This window comes from Pseudomonas sp. RIT-PI-r (assembly GCF_001297015.1).
Classification (GTDB): Bacteria; Pseudomonadota; Gammaproteobacteria; order Pseudomonadales; family Pseudomonadaceae; genus Aquipseudomonas.
This window is the reverse complement of sequence record NZ_LIGE01000017.1, coordinates 42296-60444: the sequence shown is the minus strand read 5'-3', so window position 1 is coordinate 60444 and position 18149 is coordinate 42296. Positions and strand designations below refer to the sequence as shown.

General features: G+C 59.9%; 12 protein-coding genes and 2 tRNA genes. 3 read left to right on the top strand and 11 right to left on the bottom strand.

From position 1 onward, the window contains the following. Nucleotides 1-49 precede the first annotated feature (49 nt). Entirely contained in the window at nucleotides 50-247 is a 198-nt protein-coding gene (locus AK821_RS05250; RefSeq protein WP_064388648.1) for a hypothetical protein, read from the top strand. Nucleotides 248-456: 209 nt separating this feature from the next. Here AK821_RS05250 and AK821_RS05245 read toward each other — a convergent pair whose 3' ends face one another. The 11 genes from AK821_RS05245 to rnr all read right to left on the bottom strand — a co-directional run bounded on the left by AK821_RS05245 (nucleotide 457) and on the right by rnr (nucleotide 17527). Further along, nucleotides 457-1347, bottom strand: a complete 891-nt coding sequence (locus AK821_RS05245) for a transglutaminase family protein (protein WP_064388647.1) — start codon at nucleotides 1345-1347, stop codon at nucleotides 457-459. Continuing rightward, nucleotides 1347-3833: a circularly permuted type 2 ATP-grasp protein gene (locus tag AK821_RS05240; protein ID WP_064388645.1), complete on the bottom strand. Its 2487-nt coding sequence runs from the start codon at nucleotides 3831-3833 to the stop codon at nucleotides 1347-1349. Before AK821_RS05240 ends, AK821_RS05245 begins: the two co-directional genes overlap by 1 nt. Nucleotides 3834-3921: 88 nt before the next feature. Further along, nucleotides 3922-7197, bottom strand: a complete 3276-nt coding sequence (locus AK821_RS05235) for a transglutaminase family protein (protein WP_064388643.1) — start codon at nucleotides 7195-7197, stop codon at nucleotides 3922-3924. Between the two features lie 534 nt (nucleotides 7198-7731). Then, nucleotides 7732-10044 (bottom strand): YgiQ family radical SAM protein, encoded by a 2313-nt coding sequence (locus AK821_RS05225; protein WP_064388640.1) that lies wholly within the window; start codon nucleotides 10042-10044, stop codon nucleotides 7732-7734. Nucleotides 10045-10231: 187 nt separating this feature from the next. Continuing rightward, entirely contained in the window at nucleotides 10232-11629 is a 1398-nt protein-coding gene (gene dnaB / locus AK821_RS05220; protein ID WP_008078305.1) for a replicative DNA helicase, read from the bottom strand. Between the two features lie 120 nt (nucleotides 11630-11749). Next, nucleotides 11750-12196, bottom strand: coding sequence for a 50S ribosomal protein L9 (gene rplI / locus AK821_RS05215; RefSeq protein ID WP_003186385.1), 447 nt, complete (start codon nucleotides 12194-12196; stop codon nucleotides 11750-11752). An 18-nt stretch (nucleotides 12197-12214) separates the two neighbouring features. Then, nucleotides 12215-13108: a hypothetical protein gene (locus AK821_RS05210; protein ID WP_064388639.1), complete on the bottom strand. Its 894-nt coding sequence runs from the start codon at nucleotides 13106-13108 to the stop codon at nucleotides 12215-12217. A gap of 36 nt (nucleotides 13109-13144) precedes the next feature. After that, nucleotides 13145-13375, bottom strand: coding sequence for a 30S ribosomal protein S18 (gene rpsR, locus AK821_RS05205; protein WP_002551829.1), 231 nt, complete (start codon nucleotides 13373-13375; stop codon nucleotides 13145-13147). A 28-nt stretch (nucleotides 13376-13403) separates the two neighbouring features. Then, nucleotides 13404-13826 (bottom strand): 30S ribosomal protein S6, encoded by a 423-nt coding sequence (rpsF, locus tag AK821_RS05200; protein ID WP_003236224.1) that lies wholly within the window; start codon nucleotides 13824-13826, stop codon nucleotides 13404-13406. Nucleotides 13827-14132: 306 nt separating this feature from the next. Continuing rightward, entirely contained in the window at nucleotides 14133-14900 is a 768-nt protein-coding gene (gene rlmB, locus AK821_RS05195; protein WP_007915843.1) for a 23S rRNA (guanosine(2251)-2'-O)-methyltransferase RlmB, read from the bottom strand. Continuing rightward, nucleotides 14897-17527 (bottom strand): ribonuclease R, encoded by a 2631-nt coding sequence (gene rnr, locus AK821_RS05190; RefSeq protein ID WP_064388637.1) that lies wholly within the window; start codon nucleotides 17525-17527, stop codon nucleotides 14897-14899. Before rnr ends, rlmB begins: the two co-directional genes overlap by 4 nt. Before the next feature lie 225 nt (nucleotides 17528-17752). On the opposite strand from rnr, the gene AK821_RS05185 reads away from it, so the two are divergent. Both AK821_RS05185 and AK821_RS05180 read left to right on the top strand, forming a co-directional pair. After that, nucleotides 17753-17839: transfer RNA gene (locus tag AK821_RS05185), tRNA-Leu, on the top strand. Nucleotides 17840-18019: 180 nt separating this feature from the next. Further along, nucleotides 18020-18106, top strand: a tRNA-Leu gene (locus AK821_RS05180). Nucleotides 18107-18149: the final 43 nt, after the last annotated feature.

The window sequence follows — 18149 nt, the reverse complement described above, 5'->3', positions numbered from 1 at the left end:
GGGCAGAATACGCGCCGCTCAACCTCACCTTCGACCAAGAGGAACGCCCATGGCCAAACCCAATTACTCCTTCGCCAAACGTCAACGAGACCTGGCAAAGGAACAGAAGAAAGAGGAAAAGCTTCAGCGCAAGAAACAAACCGCTGAAGAAGCAGCACTGAACCCTGAGGGTGAAGTGGCAACGGAAGATGATGTTGATGCAATCGATGCAACTGAAGCACCGAAAGATCAGGCGCCCGACGCCTGAGCCCCACCGGGTTTGATGATCGAATCAGACCCTGCGGATTTGTGACGGGGCTGGCAGTTTCACTGCCGGCCCTCACAACCTTTCCCCTCGAGTACACCCCAAATCCCTTGTAGGAGTGAGCCTGCTCGCGATAGCGGTGTGTCAGTTGAAATATTTGCTGCTGGCTCACCGCTATCGCGAGCAGGCTCACTCCTACAGTTTGATCGGCATCAGTCCAATGGCATCACGGTGACTCGCACTTCCGGATCGTGATTGCCGCCGCCGAGGATTACCCCGCGTAGCGGTGACACATCGGAAAAATCCCGCCCCCACGCCAGAGTGATGTGCTCCAGCGCCGGCTGCACATTGTTGGTCGGATCAAAATCCACCCAACCCAGCACCGGGCAAAACACCGATACCCAGGCATGCGACGCATCGGCGCCGATCAAACGCGGCTGCCCCGGTGGCGGCTGAGTCAGCAGATAACCGCTGATGTAACGCGCAGCCAATCCCCGTGAGCGCACGCAAGCGAGCATCAGATGGGCAAAGTCCTGACACACCCCGCGCCGCCGCTCCAGCACCTCCACCAATGGCGTCGCCACCTGGGTCGCCTCGGCATCGAAAGTGAATTCGCTGAAAATCTTCTGCATCAAGTCCTGCACGCACAGCAGTAGCGACTGGCCCGCTGGAAAACAGCTATCGGAAAACTCGACGAAGCTGCGCTTCAAATGCACATAGGGTGACTGGAACCGATACCGACAGGCTTCCAGCAGATCGGCGGACAGCGGCTGACTGCTGTAGGTCAGCGCATCCCGTGTCAGCTCCCAGGCCGGGGACTGGTTGAAATCCAGCGTCGGGCGCGCGAGCACCTCAATAGTGAGCCGCGCATTGACCTGCAACTCATCATGCGGGCGTTCGAAGGCCAAGCGCGTCAGCGGATTGCCGAACACGTCCAGCTCATCGCGGCGCGCGGTCGGCTCCGGGCTGATCAGCAATTGCTGCTCGGTGCAGCGCTGCCACGTGCACTCGCGGGGCCAGAGATGCGCCAGTTGCTGCGCCAAAGACACCGGGCTGTCGTAGTGATAACAGGTGTCGTGAAGGATCTGGTAATGCGCGCTCATCAGACGGACACCGTACGCTGGCTGACATCATCGACGTGAGCGAAATGGCGCAGGGCCAGACGATCCGAGACCTGACCGCTGGCCTCGGCGATTTCCTGAAGCAAATCCGCCAGACCATTGAGCGCCGCGCGTACGCTGGATTCGCCGAACAGCGGATTCTCCAGACACCCCAGATCGAACTGCGCCAGACGTTCGACCAATCGTGGCAACCCGGCCTCCCGCGGGACGCCGAAATCATCGTTCAAACGCTTCAACGTACGAGTCACCAGTTTCAACTGGAACAACACCGCGTGGGGGTTCTGCTCGTCGAGCAACAACAGGTCGAGGACCGGAATCAATTGCGCCACCGCCAGATAACGTGAGCGGTAGGTGATGCTGCTGTTGCCCAGCTCCAGCAGCCACTCCAGACCGGCCTGATCAAACGCCCCGGCACCGCGCAGAAACGCCGCCAGACTGCTGCTGAGAAACTGCAGACGCTCGATACGCCGGCCAATCATCAGAAAACGCCAGCCCTCATCACGGGTCATGTCGTCGAGGGCAAAACCGGACAGCGCCGCCAGCGACATCACCAGGCGATTGAGGAAATCCAGCAACTCGCCGAAATCCGGTTCATCGGTGTCCAGTTCCGTTGCTTCACGCTGCAATTCGACCAGCGCCTGCCAGTTTTCCCGTGAAAGCTTGCCGCGCACCTGCGAGGCCGCCCACTGCAGACGTTGCAGGTTGGAGCGCAGGCTGAACGACCAGTCATCGCCGAGCAGCGCGGCCAGCAAGCGCTCTGGCAACTCACCTTCATCCGGCAACAGCGTCAGTCGCTCGCCAAGGTCGACCGCCGCTTGCAAGGCTTGCGGGTCATCGCCATCGACATAGCGCGCGAGCATGATCCGCAGCAGCCGTGCACTGTCATCGCAGCGTTCGCAGTAGCGGCCAAACCAGAACAGGTTTTCCACCACCCGCGAGGGCAGATAAGGATCGCGGCGGACGAGATCATGCACGCCGACATTACGCTGGGTTTTCCACTGTTCGCCGCTTGGCGGACGATCACCCAGCACCCAGGTGTCCTTGCTCGCGCCGCCGCGTTGCATCGACACCACCTCGGCATCGGCATCGGCGGCCACGCGGGTCAGACCGCCGGGCAATACTCGATAACCCTCAGCACTGGCAACGGCATACATGCGCATGCCAATCGCCCGCGGTTGAAGCAGGCCGTTTTCGGCCTGCCAGATCGGCGCATGAGAGAGTTGCGCCAATTCTTGCGCAACATAGGCATAAGGCCGCGCCTGCATGCGCTCAGCTAGATTCTGACGCTGTTTTTCACTCAGATTACGACCAAACACAGGAGCGAAGGTTTGCGAGGGAAAGGCCGGTTTGATCAACAGCTCCGGCAGTTTTTCCAGCGCCTGCGCCAATACTGGTGCCTCGCCGCACCACCATGTCGCGATGGACGGCAGGATCAGGTCTTCGCCGAACAGGTATCGATTGATCTTCGGCAAAAAGCCCAGCAGCCCCGGCGACTCCAGCACGCCACTGCCCAGTGCATTGGCGACCAGCACCCGCCCTTGGCGCACCGCTTCAAGCAGACCGGGCACGCCGAGCGCCGAGTCCGTGCGCAGCTCCAACGGATCGCAGAAATCGTCGTCGAGCCGGCGCATGATCGCGTGCACCCGACGCAGGCCACTGAGGGTTTTCAGATACACCGTAGCATCGCGCACCGTCAGGTCGCCGCCCTCGACCAGCGGGTAACCGAGCTGACGGGCCAGATACAAATGTTCGAAGTAGCTTTCGTTGAAGCGCCCCGGCGTGAGCAACACCACCAGCGGCGTTTCGCCGTCACTTGGCGCTTGGCGCGCGAGGGTTTCTTGCAACGTGCGGAAGAAGCCGGCCAGATGTTGCACTTTCAGATCGCGGTACAGCTCGGGGAAGGCACGGGAGACGATGGTGCGGTTTTCCAGCGCATACCCGGCGCCCGAAGGCGCCTGGGTTCGGTCGGCGGTGACCCACCAGCGGCCGTCCGGCGTACGCGCCAGATCCACCGCGTAAAGGTGCAGGAAAGCGCCTTCGGGCGGCGCAATGCCCTGACATGGCCAGAGAAAATTGTTGTGGCCGAATACCAGTTCTGCCGGCAGCAGACCTTCGCTGATCAAGCGCTGCGGGCCGTACAAATCCGCCAACACCGCGTTGAGCAGTCGCGCACGCTGAGCGATCCCGGCCGACAGCTGTTGCCATTCATCAGCTGCAATCACATGCGGCAGCAGATCCAGTTCCCACGGCCGATCGGCGCCTTTCGGATCGGCGTAAACGTTATAGGTGACACCGTTTTCCTGAATCTGCCGCGCCAGCAACGCCTGGCGCTGCACCAGTTGCGCCGGAGTGCTGCGCTGCAACTGATCGAACAGTCGCTGCCAATGCGGGCGCACCGCGCCACTGCTGTCGAGCAGTTCATGATAAGTGCCCGCCGTCAGCGGGTAGCGGTCTAGCAGGTCAGGCATGGAAAGCTCGGCAGACAGCAGGGAACGGTCAGACTAACGCAGGCACATGACACGCGGATATACGAAAAATCCGCGTGTCGCGCAGGACTTAGAAACGTCGCAAATCGATTGTCATCGGTAGCTCGTCACTGATTTCCACGTTGGGTACAGGAAGTTTCCCCGGCGTGTGTCCGACGCGGAAGAATCGCGCCATCCGCCGGCTCTCGGCCTCATTGGCGTTGACCGGCAGTGTTTCGTAATTGCGCCCGCCGGGATGGGCGACGTGGTATTGGCAGCCGCCCAGCGAACGGCCCATCCAGGTGTCGAGCAAGTCGAACACCAACGGGGCGTGCACCGGAATCGTCGGCTGCAGGCAGTTGGCCGGTTGCCACGCACGGTAACGCACACCCGCGACGAACTCGCCCACGCGCCCGGTCGGGTGCAACGGCACCGCGATGCCATTACAGGTCAGCAAATAACGCTGCGGCGGCAGCCCTTTGAGCTTGACCTGCAGACGCTCCAGAGATGAGTCGACGTAACGCACCGTGCCGCCTGCCGCGCCCTCCTCACCCAGCACATGCCAAGGCTCCAGCGCCTGACGCAGTTCCAGTTCGATGCCATTGACGGCGTAATCGCCAACCTTGGGGAAACGAAACTCCAGGTGCGCGGCAAACCATTCGGCCCGCAGCGGATAACCGGCGTTGTTCAGTTCGACGATGACGTCAGCGAAGTCCTGCTCGATAAAGTGCGGCAGCAAAAAGCGATCGTGCAACTCAGTGCCCCAGCGCGCCAGTTTCGGCGGCGCATAAGGTTCACGCCAGAATCGTGCGACCAGCGCCCGTAACAACAACTGTTGAGCGAGGCTCATACGCGCATGCGGCGGCATTTCAAAAGCACGCAGCTCCAGCAGACCGAGACGGCCAGTGGCGCCGTCCGGGGAGTACAGTTTGTCGATACAGAATTCGGCACGGTGAGTGTTGCCGGTGACGTCGATCAGCAAGTTGCGCAGCAGTCGATCGACCAGCCATGGCGCGCATTCCTCGCCGGGATCGGGCATCTGCGCAAAGGCGATTTCCAGCTCGTACAGCGAATCATTGCGCGCCTCGTCGACACGCGGCGCCTGTGACGTCGGGCCGATGAACAATCCGGAAAACAGATACGACAACGACGGATGGTTGTGCCAGTAACTGATCAGGCTGCGCAGCAGGTCCGGGCGACGCAGAAACGGCGAGTCCGCCGGTGTCGCTCCGCCGAGCACGAAATGATTGCCGCCGCCGGTGCCGGTGTGGCGGCCGTCGATCATGAATTTCTCGGTGGTCAGACGGGTCTGGCGCGCCTCTTCATAAAGAAACTCAGTGCGCTCGACCAATTCGTCCCAAGTCGCCGAGGGCTGCACATTGACCTCGATCACGCCAGGGTCGGGGGTAATTCGGAAATTATTCAGGCGTTGATCGCTCGGCGGCTCGTAGCCTTCCAGCAATACCGGGCAATGCAGTTCTTCGGCGGTGGCTTCGATGGCGGCCACCAGTTCCAGATAGTCTTCGACCCGCTCCAGCGGCGGCATGAACAAGTACAAACGCCCTTCGCGGGCCTCAGCGCAGAATGCGGTGCGGGTCAGCCAGTCGGCGGATTCGTCGATTTTCGGCACGCGTTCGTCAGCCGTCGCCGCTTCACCCGGGCTATTGAGCTGTGCCATTTCCGGCAGCTCAGGGAAGTCCTGATTTTGATCCTGCGGATGAACAAACGGGTATTCGGCGGCCTTCACCCACGGCTGCGACCCCAACGGCAGGCGATAGCCCAGCGGCGAATCCCCCGGGACGAGTCGGCAATGCTCGTCTCGCAGGTACCAGCGCCCGCTCTGCCATTGATCGCCCTTGGCCGTACGTGCCAGCGGCAGCACTTGGCCGATCACCTTGTTCAACCCCTGACTGAAGACCTTGCGCAGTCGCGCACGCTCCAGCGGCTCCTGCAGACGCGAATCTTCGGCGCTGACATTGCTCGGCAACGTGCCCTCGCGCCAGAGGTAATAGAAATTGTCCTCGTAGGCCGGGAACACAAAACGCGTAGGCAACTTCAGTCGCTCGGCGACACTGGCGAGGAAGCGTCCGGCCAATTCGCCATTGGCGCCGTAATCCTGTTGCTCGTCGGCGATCAAAGCATCGTTGTGCCAGATCGGCACGCCGTCACGGCGCCAGTAGCAATTGAGCGACCAGCGCGGCAGTTGCTCGCCGGGATACCACTTGCCCTGGCCAAAATGCACCAGGCCTTTCGGCGCGTAATGCTTGCGCATGCGCTGGAACAGTTCGGCGGACAGTCGACGCTTATCATCACCCAATGCGGCGGTGTTCCACTCGGCGCCGTCAGGATCATCGATGGAAACAAAGGTCGGTTCGCCGCCCATGGTCAGGCGCACGTCATCCGCCAGCAGATCGGCGTCTATCTGGCGACCGAGCGCCTGGATCGCCAGCCACTGCTCATCGGTGTAAGGCTTGGTGACGCGCGGCGCCTCCCAAATCCGTTCCACTGACATTTCATGACTGAACACACATTCGCATGGCTCGACCAAGCCGCTGATCGGTGCCGCCGAGGACGGATCGGGACTACAGGCCAACGGGATATGCCCTTCACCAGCAAACAGCCCGGACGTGGCATCCAGACCAATCCAGCCAGCGCCCGGCAGATACACCTCGCACCAGGCGTGCAGGTCGGTGAAATCCACTTCGGTGCCGGACGGACCATCGAGGCTCTTCACATCGGCGGTCAGTTGAATCAGGTAGCCGGAGACGAATCGTGCAGCCAGGCCGAGGTTACGCAGCAGTTGCACCAGCAGCCACGCCGAGTCGCGGCAGGAACCGGAGGCGTGTTCGAGGGTGTGCTCCGGGGTTTGCACGCCCGGTTCCATGCGGATCAGGTAACCGATGTCTTCGCTCAGGCGTTGATTGAGCGCCACGAGGAAATCCACAGCAGGCAGCGGCGTGCGGTCGATGGCGTCCAGATAGGCTTTGAATTTCGGCGTCAGCGGCAGGGTTTCGAGGTACGGCGCCAGCTCCTTGCGCTCATCGGCGGCATAGGTGAAGGGGATTTTTTCGGCATAAGGTTCAAGGAAGAAGTCGAATGGATTGAACACCGCCATCTCGGCAAGCAGATCGACTTCGATGCGTAGCTCACTGGTCTTCTCGGGGAACACCAGTCGCGCAAGATAGTTACCCTGCGGGTCTTGCTGCCAATTGATGAAATGCTGCTCGGGCGAGACTTTCAGCGCATACGACAGAATCCGCGTGCGGCTGTGGGCAGCCGGGCGCAGGCGTACGATCTGCGGGCCGAGTTCGACAGCGCGGTCATAGCGGTAATGCGTGACGTGATGCAATGCGACATGAATCGACACGGCGTGCCTCCTGCGAGCCTAAGCGTATTCGAAAGCGCGCAAGACTTATGCCATGCACAGGCTTGGGCGCTTTCCCGGAATGCTCAGGGCAGTACAGCACCAAAATCGGGCGATGCGGGGAAATGGTTTGGGCTGATTGCACGTAAATGTTGCGAAGAGCCCCTCACCCTAACCCTCTCCCCGAGGGAGAGGGGACTGACCGAGGTGAATGTTAGAGATACGCCGACTTGAAAGTTCTGAGTCGAACTCAGGTTTGAAAAGCATGGAGATCTGTTGCGAAGAGCCCCCTCACCCTAGCCCTCTCCCGGAGGGAGGGGGGATTGTCCGAGGTGGATTTAAGAGATACGCCGACTTGAAAGTCCTGAGTCGAACTCAGGTTTTGAAAGGCATGAAGATCTGCTCCCTTTCCCCCTCGCCCCCCTTGGGGGAGAGGGCTGGGGTGAGGGGGATGGATCTTGCGGCCTACATATATCCAACGGCAGAAATGCAAAACGCCAACCCGAAGGTTGGCGTTCTGTTCAGCTAAAAAGCAACTTAGCGCGGAACGACCGGCTTGCGGGTCGGCTTCGGCCCTTTGCCTTTCGCAGCGTCCTTGCGTTCCTTGGCCGCCTGCTGGTTACGGGCAAACGCCGCCGCCTTGGCCTGTTCACGCTTGTCCCAAGGGTTACCGCCGTCACTGGCACGCGGCGGCAGACCGGTGTGCTGAGTGAGGATCTTGGTGGTCTTCTCTTTGCCTTCCTTCGCCACTTTATGGCTGCCGGCCGGCGTCGAGTTCTTGCGACGAGCGCTCTGGTAGCTGTCGGTGGCCGGTTGATGCGTCGGGATCAACTGGTCCTTGCCCGGACCGATCAGGTCGCCGCGGCCCATGCGGATCAGCGCTTCGCGCAGCATCGGCCAGCCTTTCGGGTCGTGATAACGCAAGAACGCCTTGTGCAGACGACGCTGCTCTTCGCTCTTGACGATAGTCACGCCATCGCTCTTGTACGTCACCTTGCGCAGCGGGTTCTTGCCCGAGTGGTACATCGCGGTGGCGGTGGCCATCGGCGACGGATAGAACGCCTGCACCTGGTCAGCGCGGAAGCCATTGCCCTTGAGCCACAAGGCCAGGTTCATCATGTCTTCGTCGGTGGTGCCCGGGTGCGCGGCGATGAAGTACGGAATCAGGTACTGCTCTTTGCCCGCTTCCTTGGTGTACTTCTCGAACATGCGCTTGAACTTGTCATAGCTGCCAATGCCCGGCTTCATCATCTGGTTGAGCGGACCTTCCTCGGTGTGTTCCGGGGCGATCTTCAGGTAACCACCGACGTGGTGGGTCACCAGCTCTTTGACGTACTCCGGCGATTCGACCGCGAGGTCGTAACGCAGGCCGGAGGCGATCAGAATCTTCTTCACACCCGGCAATGCACGGGCGCTGCGGTACAGCTGAATCAGCGACGAGTGATCGGTGTTCAGGTTCGGGCAGATGCCCGGGAACACGCAGGACGGCTTGCGGCACGCCGATTCGATTTCCGGCGTTTTGCAGGCGATGCGGTACATGTTCGCGGTCGGGCCGCCGAGGTCGGAAATGACGCCGGTGAAACCTGGCACCTTGTCGCGGATCTCTTCGATTTCGCGAATGATCGACTCTTCTGAACGGTTCTGGATGATCCGGCCTTCGTGCTCGGTAATCGAGCAGAAAGTGCAGCCGCCGAAGCAGCCACGCATGATGTTCACCGAGAAACGGATCATGTCGTAGGCCGGGATCTTCTCCTTGCCATACGCCGGGTGCGGAACGCGCGCGTAGGGCATGCCGAACACGTAGTCCATTTCTTCAGTGGTCATCGGAATCGGCGGCGGATTGAACCAGACGTCGACTTCGCCGTGCTTCTGCACCAGCGCGCGGGCGTTGCCCGGGTTGGTTTCCAGGTGCAGCACGCGGTTGGCGTGAGCATACAGAACGGCGTCGCCACGCACCTTTTCAACCGATGGCAGGCGGATCACGGTCTTGTCGCGGGTCATGCGCGGGCTGGCCAGAATCTGTACGACCTTGGCTTCCTGCGGATCTTCAACCGGACCTTTTTCCTGCTCGATGGCACAGGCCTGGGTGTCCTGGGTGTTCACGTACGGGTTGATGATCTTGTCGACCTTGCCCGGACGGTCGATACGTGTCGAGTCGACTTCGTACCAGTCTTTCGGCGTATCGCGACGAATGAACGCGGTGCCGCGCACGTCGGTGATGTCTTCGATCTTGTGGCCGTAAGACAAACGCTGGGCGACTTCGACAATCGCGCGTTCGGCATTGCCGTACAGCAGAATGTCGGCGCTGGCGTCGATCAGGATCGAGTTGCGCACGCGATCCTGCCAGTAATCGTAGTGCGCGATACGGCGCAGGGAAGCTTCGATGCCACCGAGGACGATCGGCACATGCTTGTAAGCTTCCTTGCAGCGCTGGCTGTAAACCAGGCTCGCGCGATCCGGGCGCTTGCCGGCCATGCCGCCCGGCGTGTAGGCGTCGTCGGAACGGATTTTCTTGTCGGCGGTGTAGCGGTTGATCATCGAGTCCATGTTACCGGCCGCGACGCCGAAGAACAGGTTCGGCTCGCCGAGCTTCATGAAGTCGTCTTTGGACTGCCAGTTTGGCTGGGCGATGATCCCGACGCGGAAGCCTTGCGACTCCAGCAGCCGGCCGATGATCGCCATGCCGAACGACGGGTGATCGACGTAGGCATCACCGGTGACGATGATGATGTCGCAGGAATCCCAGCCAAGCTGATCCATCTCCTCCCTGCTCATCGGCAGGAATGGCGCTGGCCCGAAACATTCGGCCCAGTACTTTGGATAGTCAAATAACGGCTTGGCTGCTTGCATGTCGATAACCGGTGTTGGCTTTCATTGAATTTCGCGGGCGCGGAATATAGCACAAATTTTGACCAATTCCGACGGCTGTGGTCGGAAATTGGTGGCGACCCTATCGCTGGCAAGCCAGGTCCCACAGGACCGATGCGATCCCTGTGGGAGCTGGCTTGCCAGCGATGGGGCACTTCAGGACGTTAAATTACTCGTCATCGTCGAAGTTATAGCTGCCCGGCGCCAGGTTTTCGAAGCGGGTGTACTTACCGATAAACGCCAGGCGGATAAAGCCGATTGGCCCGTTCCGCTGCTTGCCGATGATGATCTCGGCAATGCCCTTGTGCTCGGTTTCCGGGTGATACACCTCGTCCCGGTACACGAACATGATGACGTCGGCGTCCTGCTCGATCGCTCCGGATTCCCGGAGGTCGGAGTTGATCGGGCGCTTGTTCGGCCGCTGCTCCAGGGAACGGTTGAGCTGCGACAGCGCCACCACCGGGCAGTTGAATTCCTTGGCCAGGGCCTTCAAGGATCGCGAGATTTCCGAAATCTCGTTGGTTCGGTTGTCGCCGCCGGAACCTGGAATCTGCATCAACTGCAGGTAGTCGATCATGATCAGACCGATCTCACCGTGCTCACGCGCCAGGCGTCGGGTACGCGCACGCATTTCCGACGGGCTGATGCCGGCGGTATCGTCGATGAACAGCTTGCGATCATTGAGCAGGTTGACCGCTGAGGTCAGGCGCGGCCAGTCATCGTCTTCCAGTTGGCCGGAACGCACCTTGGTCTGGTCGATGCGGCCCAGCGAAGAAAGCATACGCATGACCAGCGATTCGCCTGGCATCTCGAGGGAATACACCAGCACGGCCTTGTCGCTGCGCAGCACGGCGTTTTCCACCAGGTTCATCGCAAAGGTGGTTTTACCCATCGACGGACGACCGGCGACAATGATCAAGTCAGCCGGCTGCAGGCCGCTGGTTTTCTCGTCGAGGTCGGTGTAGCCCGTGGACAGGCCGGTAATCGCGTTGTCAGTGTTGAACAGCGTGTCGATGCGATCGATGGCCTTGGTCAGCAAATCGTTCACACCTACCGGGCCACCGGTTTTCGGCCGGGCCTCGGCAATCGCGAAGATCTGACGCTCGGCTTCGTCGAGGATTTCCTCGGCAGTGCGGCCTTCCGGGTTGAAAGCGCTGTCGGCAATCTCGGTGCTGATACCGATCAGTTGGCGCAACGTCGCACGCTGGCGGACGATCTGCGCATAGGCCTTGATGTTGGCGACGGACGGCGTGTTTTTCGCCAGCTCGCCGAGGTAACCGAGACCGCCGACTTGCGAGGTCTGACCTTCCTTGTCCAATTGTTCGGCAAGGGTCACGACGTCGATCGGCGAGTTCTGATCGGCCAGCTTGGCGATCGCACGGAAGATCAGGCGGTGGTCATGTCGATAGAAATCGCCGTCGGAGACTTGATCGAGCACGCGTTCCCAGGCGTTGTTGTCCAGCATCAGACCACCGAGTACGGCCTGTTCGGCCTCGATGGAATGCGGCGGCACCTTCAGGGCAGCGGTTTGCAGATCGTATTGCTCGGGAGCGGAGATATCGTTCATGGCCACTTGTGTTGTTTGGAAAAACGGGGAATTCAGAAAGACAAAGGGCACGACCTGTAAACAGGATCGTGCCCGATGTTAACCGTCTGACGGACAAGCCGCCAGCCGATCAGGTGTTGCTTAAGCTGCTACCACGACAACGCGTACGGTGGCTTCAACTTCGGCGTGCAGGTGCACAGCCACGTCGAATTCACCCACGTTGCGGATGGTGCCGTTCGGCAGACGAACTTCGCTTTTCGCAACTTCAACGCCGGAGGCGGTCAGTGCGTCAGCGATGTCGTGAGTACCGATCGAACCGAACAGCTTGCCTTCGTCGCCAGCGGTGGCAGTGATGGTCACTTCCAGCTCGGCCAGTTGGGCAGCACGGCTTTCAGCCGATGCTTTACGGTCTGCGGCAGCTTTTTCCAGCTCAGCACGACGCTCTTCGAACGCAGCCAGGTTGGCAGCGGTCGCAGCGGTCGCTTTGCCGAAAGGCAGCAGGTAGTTACGGCCGTAACCAGCCTTAACGTTTACTTTGTCGCCCAGGTTGCCCAGGTTGGCGATTTTTTCCAGAAGGATCAGTTGCATGTGAAAATCCTCTAACTTTTAACCTTCACCGTTCGCGCTGTCGGTGTCTTTCGACACGTGACGACCGCGAAAATCAATCAGGCTGTCGACAATGGCCAGGACCACGAGCAACGGATAGATCAGCTGCATGAACAACAGCAGCGTGACGTACAACCCCACCAGCCAGAAACCGGCCAGTCGCTTCTGCCCGACCAGCCCGTGAATCAGGGCAAGTCCGGCGAACACCAGCGGTACACTGCACAACGGCGTCAACATGGCCATCTGTGCACCGAGATTCGGGCCCAGAAGCATCAACGCCAGCAGTAACATCGCCGGCCCCAGCGGGATCCGGATGGCGCGAAACTCGCGACCAAAACCACCCGGGTTGTACAACAACGCCTGCCAATGCCGCCCGACAATCAGGCTCAGCACGCTGACGATTTGCAACAAAGCCGCAATCAGTCCGGTCAGGACTGGTGCGATCAGGGACGCGAAACGCGCTTGCTCATCGACCGACAATTGCTTGTAAGTCTCACCGAGTAGCGCCGGCATGACCTTTATCAAGGCCTGCGCGAGCATCTCGATCTGGGCCGCAAACGCAGCCCCGAGCACCACCGAAAACACCACCCCTACCGCCACGCTGACCAGCAGCGTGCGAACCCAGGATTCACTTGCGCGCAAAACCAACGCAAGTCCCGAAGACCCCAGCAGCACCAGAAGTGCGCGTGGGTCATCGGCATACAGCCACCAGATCAACGCCGGCAGCAGCCCCAGAGACAGAACACCCAAGGCGTCCGTCAGTCCGCGCCGCAGCAGCACAAGGCTCCCGGCGGCAGCGCCCAACCAATACAACAACGGCAATGTTGCACATCCGGCCACCACGAGAGTGGCCTGCATACGGCCTCGCATGATGAACTCAGCTAAGGCACGCATGCATTCAATCCTTTGCTACTTGTCGACTGCCCGGTCTCAGCGGCCGTGGCTGTCGGTGTAGGCCAGCAGGGCCAGGAAGCGGGCGCGCTTGATAGCGGTGGCCAGCTGACGCTGATAACGAGCTTTGGTACCGGTGATGCGGCTTGGAACGATTTTGCCGGTCTCGGATACGTAGGCTTTCAGAGTGTTGAGATCTTTGTAGTCGATCTCCTTCACGTCTTCAGCGGTGAAGCGGCAGAATTTACGACGACGGAAGAAACGTGCCATTTGATAGGCTCCTTAAAAGGTCCGTGGATTACTCGTCAGCGTTATCGCTGTTGTCGCTGTCATCACTATCAGCGCTATCAGCGCCTTCGTGCTCAGGACGGTCGCGACGCTCACGGCGCTCACTGCGGTTTTCTTCAGCCTTGAGCATCTCGGATTGGCCGGTAACGGCTTCTTCGCGACGGATGACCAGGTTACGGATCACTGCATCGTTGTAGCGGAAGTTGTCTTCCAGCTCGGCCAGGGCCTTGCCAGTGCACTCAACGTTCAGCATCACGTAGTGAGCCTTGTGAACATTGTTGATTGCGTAGGCCAGTTGACGACGGCCCCAATCTTCCAGACGGTGGATTTTGCCGCCGTCTTCTTCGATCAGCTTGGTGTAACGCTCAACCATGCCGCCGACTTGCTCGCTTTGATCCGGGTGGACCAAAAAGATGATTTCGTAATGACGCATGAATGCTCCTTACGGGTTGTAGCCTGCCGCTCAAAAACGGTCAGACAAGGAGTGAATGACACTTATGGACTTGCCGGCGCGGGGCACATGCGTGCCTGCCGTCACAGCAAGGGGCGCAATTGTAGAGAAGGGACAGAAGAGGTGCAAGGCAATTGGTGATTATTTGAACAACTACCGATCTTCGCCTTCCCACAAAACAATGTAGGAGTGAGCCTGCTCGCGATGAGGGGGTAACATTCAACTTTGATGCCGAATGTTGCACCGCTATCGCGAGCAGGCTCACTCCTACAGGGGATTTGCAGCAGATCAAGACTTCTTGGTAGCAGCCTTGGCTTTTGCACCGCGCTGACGCTGCGCTTCAAACAGGCAAACGCCGGTGGCGACCGAGACGTTGAGACTGCTGACGCTGCCGGCCATCGGCAATTTCACCAGATAGTCGCAGTGTTCGCGGGTCAGGCGACGCATGCCTTTGCCTTCGGCGCCCATGATCAGGATGGTCGGGCCGGTCAGGTCCTGGTCATAAATGCTGACCTCGGCTTCGCCTGCTGTGCCGACAATCCACAGACCGCGCTGCTGAAGTTTTTCCAGCGTACGCGCAAGGTTAGTCACCGCAACCAACGGAATCACTTCTGCCGCACCGCAAGCGACTTTACGCACGACCGGCGTCAAGGTTGCCGATTTGTCTTTCGGCACGATCACCGCCAGCGCACCGGCCGCATCGGCTGAGCGCAGGCAGGCACCGAGGTTATGCGGATCGGTCACGCCGTCGAGCACCAGCAACAGTGGCGCGCCTTCGGTGCGGTCGAGCAACTCGTCGAGCATCGCCTCGCCCCAGACCTGGCTTGGACTCACTTCCGCGACTACGCCTTGGTGAACGCCTTCAACCCAGGCATCCATTTCGCGGCGCTCGGCCTGACCGACCTGCACACGATTTTCGTTGGCCAGTTCAACCAGCGTCTGCACGCGCGGATCGTTGCGGCTTTCCGCCAGCCAGATCTGCTTGACGCGCTTCGGGTGGTGACGCAGCAACGCTTCTACCGCGTGAACACCGTAGATTTTTTCCAACTGACTCATGACTTCGCCTTCGGTTTACGCGCCCCGCCACTTTTGGCTGGAGCAGAACCCGCTTTTGGCGGGCCTTTACGGTGTTTGCTCGGTTTTGCTGGCTTGCTGCCGGAGGCCTTTTCAGGCGCCGACCGCCCGGTCTTTCCCCCAGGCGCCGCTTTACCACCGTTTTTGGCGTCGGAAAGCAGAGCCTTCTTCATTTCACGGCTTTTGCGCAGCTCGGCGTTTTTCGCCACGGCGTCGCTTGGGCGATAGGCTTCGGCAGCTTTCTCTTTGGCCGGACGGCGACCAGCGGTTTTCGCTGGCGCAGCTTCGGCTTTTTCCTTCGCGGCTGGTGCGGCAGTTTCAGCACCACGCTTCTTGCGGCCGATCGGCGCACTGATGGTTTTTTCGGCCATCTCGAAGTCGATCTTGCGCTCGTCGAGGTCAACGCGCATGACGCGCACTTCAACGGTATCGCCGAGACGGAAGCTACGACCGGTGCGCTCGCCCGCCAAGCGGTGATGCACAGGATCGAAGTGGTAGTAATCGCCCGGCAGCGCGGTGACGTGCACCAGGCCTTCGACGTAAATATCGGTCAGCTCGACGAACAGACCAAAACCGGTCACCGCAGTGATCACGCCCGGGAAAGACTCGCCCACACGATCTTTCATGAACTCGCACTTGAGCCAGTTCACGACGTCGCGGGTCGCTTCATCGGCACGGCGTTCGCTCATCGAGCATTGCTCGCCGAGTTGCTCCAGTGCCGCTTCGTCGTACGGATAGATGCGCGCCTTCGGAATGGTCATCGCACCGGCACGACGAACGTGCGGGGTGTCCTGCTTCGAATGGATCACGCTGCGGATTGCGCGGTGCGTCAGCAGGTCCGGGTAACGACGGATCGGCGAAGTGAAGTGGGTATAGGCTTCGTAATTCAGGCCGAAGTGGCCCTGATTGTCAGCGCTGTACACCGCCTGGCTCAGCGAACGCAGCATTACGGTCTGGATCAGGTGGAAATCCGGACGATCCTTGATGCTCGCCAGCAGTGCCTGGTAGTCCTTCGGCGATGGACCGTCCTTGCCTTTGTGCAGGGACAGGCCGAGCTCGCCGAGGAACGCACGAAGTTTTTCCAGACGCTCCGGCGGCGGACCATCGTGGACGCGATACAACGCAGGAATTTCATGCTTCTTGAGGAATTCGGCGGTGGCCACGTTGGCCGCCAGCATGCATTCTTCGATCAGCTTGTGCGCATCGTTACGGGTGGTCGGACGGATTTCGGCAATCTTGCGCTCGGTACCGAAGATGATTCGGGTTTCCTGCGTTTCGAAATCGATCGCGCCACGGACGTGACGGGCAGCCAGCAGCACCTTGTACAGCGCATAAAGCTGCTTGAGGTGCGGCAGAACGTCGTTGTACTCACCGCGAAGCTGACGCGCTTCGGTGATTTTCGGCGTTTCCAGCATCGCGCTGACTTTGTTGTAGGTCAGACGAGCGTGGGAGTGGATCACCGCTTCATAGAAGCAGTAGTCGGTCATTTCGCCGGACTTGGAGATGGTCATCTCGCAAACCATGGCCAGACGATCGACGTGCGGGTTCAGCGAGCACAGGCCGTTGGACAGCTGCTCAGGCAGCATCGGCACGACGCGCTCGGGGAAGTACACCGAGTTGCCGCGCACTTGCGCTTCATTGTCCAGCGCCGAACCGATTTTCACGTAGCTGGAAACGTCGGCAATCGCCACGTACAACTTCCAGCCGCCGGAGAACAGGCGCAGCTTGCCCGGCTTGGCTTCGCAATAAACAGCGTCGTCGAAGTCGCGGGCATCTTCGCCGTCGATGGTGACGAACGGCAGATGGCGCAGGTCGACGCGCTTCTCTTTGTCTTTCTCTTCGACTTCCGGCTTGAGCTTGGCGGCTTCTTTCAGAACCGCTTCAGGCCAGACGTGCGGGATATCGTAGGTGCGCAACGCAACGTCGATTTCCATGCCCGGCGCCATGTAGTTGCCGACCACTTCGACCACATCGCCTTGCGGCTGGAAACGCGGCGTCGGCCAGTGGGTGATTTTCACCTCGACGAACTGACCGATCTGCGCGTTGGCGTTGCGGCCCGGCGTCACCAGCACTTCCTGCTGGATCTTCGGGTTGTCGGCAACGACAAAACCGATGCCGCCTTCTTCAAAGTAGCGACCGACGATGGTTTCGTGAGCACGCGAGACCACTTCGACGATCACGCCTTCGCGGCGACCGCGACGGTCGAGGCCCGAAACGCGGGCCAGCGCACGGTCACCGTCAAACACCAGACGCATTTGCGCCGGGCTCATGAACAGGTCATCGCTGCCGTCGTCCGGCACCAGGAAGCCGAAACCGTCACGGTGACCGCTGATGCGACCGAGGATCAGGTCAAGCTTGTCGACCGGCGCGTAGGTGCCACGACGGGTGTAGATCAGTTGTGCGTCGCGCTCCATGGCGCGCAGACGGCGGCGCAGGGCTTCGATCTGGTCTTCGGTGGTCAGACCGAACTCTTCGACCAGTTGCTCGCGGGCAGCAGGCGAACCCCGATCGGCGAGGTGCGCCAGGATCAGTTCGCGGCTAGGAATAGGGTTTTCATATTTTTCCGCTTCACGAGCGGCCTCGGGATCGAGGGACTGCCAATCGGCCATTAGAGAGTTTTCACCTTGTCTATATGCGGGTTAGTTTGGCATAGGCGCCATGAAACGGGAAATTTCCGACTCTATAAGGCCCATATCAGGGCCTGCAGCGTCACTTGGAAGCCGTTTTGCACACCGCCGGTAAAAAAAATCATGTTTTTTGCTGAGAGGGGTTTACAGTTAAAAAGACGCTCCGTATAGTGCGCGCCATCGACGACGCACAGCGTTGCCGATACTGCCCAGATGGTGAAATTGGTAGACACGCCAGCTTCAGGTGCTGGTGACCTTACGGTCGTGGAAGTTCGAGTCTTCTTCTGGGCACCAATTTCGAGTTTGAGACTAGATCAGTTTCAAGACTCACACAAAACCCGCGAAAGCGGGTTTTTTGCATTCTAAACCCGGGTTTTCTTAAAACTGATTTATTAAAATCAAATCAGGGGTTTACAGATCAAAAGGCGCTCCGTATAGTGCGCCACATCAACAGCGGCAACGCTCGCGATGATTGCCCAGATGGTGAAATTGGTAGACACGCCAGCTTCAGGTGCTGGTGACCTTACGGTCGTGGAAGTTCGAGTCTTCTTCTGGGCACCAATTCAAATTCAAGGTTACGGCCTTGGATTTCACAGAAACCCGC

What these genes read in the sequence shown, in the direction of transcription:
- rlmB (WP_007915843.1), bottom strand. Translation starts at nt 14,900, where the DNA reads ATGAGTCAGTTGGAAAAAATCTACGGTGTTCACGCGGTAGAAGCGTTG.
- dnaB (WP_008078305.1), bottom strand. Translation starts at nt 11,629, where the DNA reads ATGAACGATATCTCCGCTCCCGAGCAATACGATCTGCAAACCGCTGCC.
- AK821_RS05250 (WP_064388648.1), top strand. Translation starts at nt 50, where the DNA reads ATGGCCAAACCCAATTACTCCTTCGCCAAACGTCAACGAGACCTGGCA.
- AK821_RS05210 (WP_064388639.1), bottom strand. Translation starts at nt 13,108, where the DNA reads ATGCGTGCCTTAGCTGAGTTCATCATGCGAGGCCGTATGCAGGCCACT.
- rpsF (WP_003236224.1), bottom strand. Translation starts at nt 13,826, where the DNA reads ATGCGTCATTACGAAATCATCTTTTTGGTCCACCCGGATCAAAGCGAG.
- rnr (WP_064388637.1), bottom strand. Translation starts at nt 17,527, where the DNA reads ATGGCCGATTGGCAGTCCCTCGATCCCGAGGCCGCTCGTGAAGCGGAA.
- AK821_RS05240 (WP_064388645.1), bottom strand. Translation starts at nt 3,833, where the DNA reads ATGCCTGACCTGCTAGACCGCTACCCGCTGACGGCGGGCACTTATCAT.
- AK821_RS05245 (WP_064388647.1), bottom strand. Translation starts at nt 1,347, where the DNA reads ATGAGCGCGCATTACCAGATCCTTCACGACACCTGTTATCACTACGAC.
- AK821_RS05225 (WP_064388640.1), bottom strand. Translation starts at nt 10,044, where the DNA reads ATGCAAGCAGCCAAGCCGTTATTTGACTATCCAAAGTACTGGGCCGAA.
- rpsR (WP_002551829.1), bottom strand. Translation starts at nt 13,375, where the DNA reads ATGGCACGTTTCTTCCGTCGTCGTAAATTCTGCCGCTTCACCGCTGAA.
- rplI (WP_003186385.1), bottom strand. Translation starts at nt 12,196, where the DNA reads ATGCAACTGATCCTTCTGGAAAAAATCGCCAACCTGGGCAACCTGGGC.